Genomic DNA, 851 nt, shown 5'->3' with positions numbered 1-851 from the left:
TGTAGGCTTCCCTTTTTTAGGACACCTCTAAATTCGACAAATAATTCTTATTATGTTCAGATTTGATGAAGAATTTAAATTCTTCATCAAATCTGGGCTTATATTCTTTAGGCGATTTATTCCCTAATGCTTTATGAGGATGGTTAAAATTGTAATCCTCTTTCCATTTATCAGCCAATCTTTGTAACTGGTAGATATCATTGAAGTAAAAAGCATCTAATATATCCTCTCTAAAAAATCGATTAAAACGTTCTATATATCCATTCTGCATTGGTTTACCAGGCTGGGTATATTTAATTTCTATAAAATTATTCTCACACCAATTTACAAAGGTTTTAGAGATAAATTCAGGGCCGTTATCACATCTAATGTACTTTGGAGTACCTATTTCTTGTTTTAAGTTTTCTAATGTTTCTATTACCGCCCTTGCAGGATAACTTAATCCAGCTTCAATAGCTATTGCTTCTCTATTACAGTCATCTAATACATTAAAAACTCGTACTTTTCTGCCATCTGTAAGTAAGTCACTCATAAAGTCCATACTCCAACACTCATTGAGTACTTGTGGTGTTTCTAAAGGCTGTTTAACTCTTGTTATTAAACGTTTCTTATGTTTTCTTCTTAGACTTAGTTTCATTAAGCGATAAACGCGTAGAACTCTTTTTCTGTTCCATATAAGTCCTTCTCTGCGTATCTTATGATAGTATTCATCAAAGCCGCGAGTAGGATATTGTTCTGCTAATTCGCTTAGTTTATCAATAACCTGTGTATCATCTTTTTTACTTTGATAATACCACATTGATCGGCATAATCCAACTAATAAACAAATACGAACAATGGATAACTTATAT

1 protein-coding gene is annotated in these 851 nt (G+C 32.1%); it reads right to left on the bottom strand.

Going from position 1 to position 851, the window contains the following annotated elements:
- Positions 1 to 16: 16 nt before the first annotated feature.
- Positions 17 to 851 (bottom strand): IS3 family transposase (locus GJV76_RS15620; protein ID WP_155093502.1); only part of this gene is annotated, 835 nt, incomplete at its 5' end.

Source organism: Myroides albus (assembly GCF_009711045.1).
In the GTDB taxonomy this organism is placed as follows: domain Bacteria; phylum Bacteroidota; class Bacteroidia; order Flavobacteriales; family Flavobacteriaceae; genus Flavobacterium; species Flavobacterium album_A.
The sequence above is the reverse complement of the archived record's forward strand: the minus strand, read 5'-3'. Positions and strand labels throughout refer to the sequence as shown.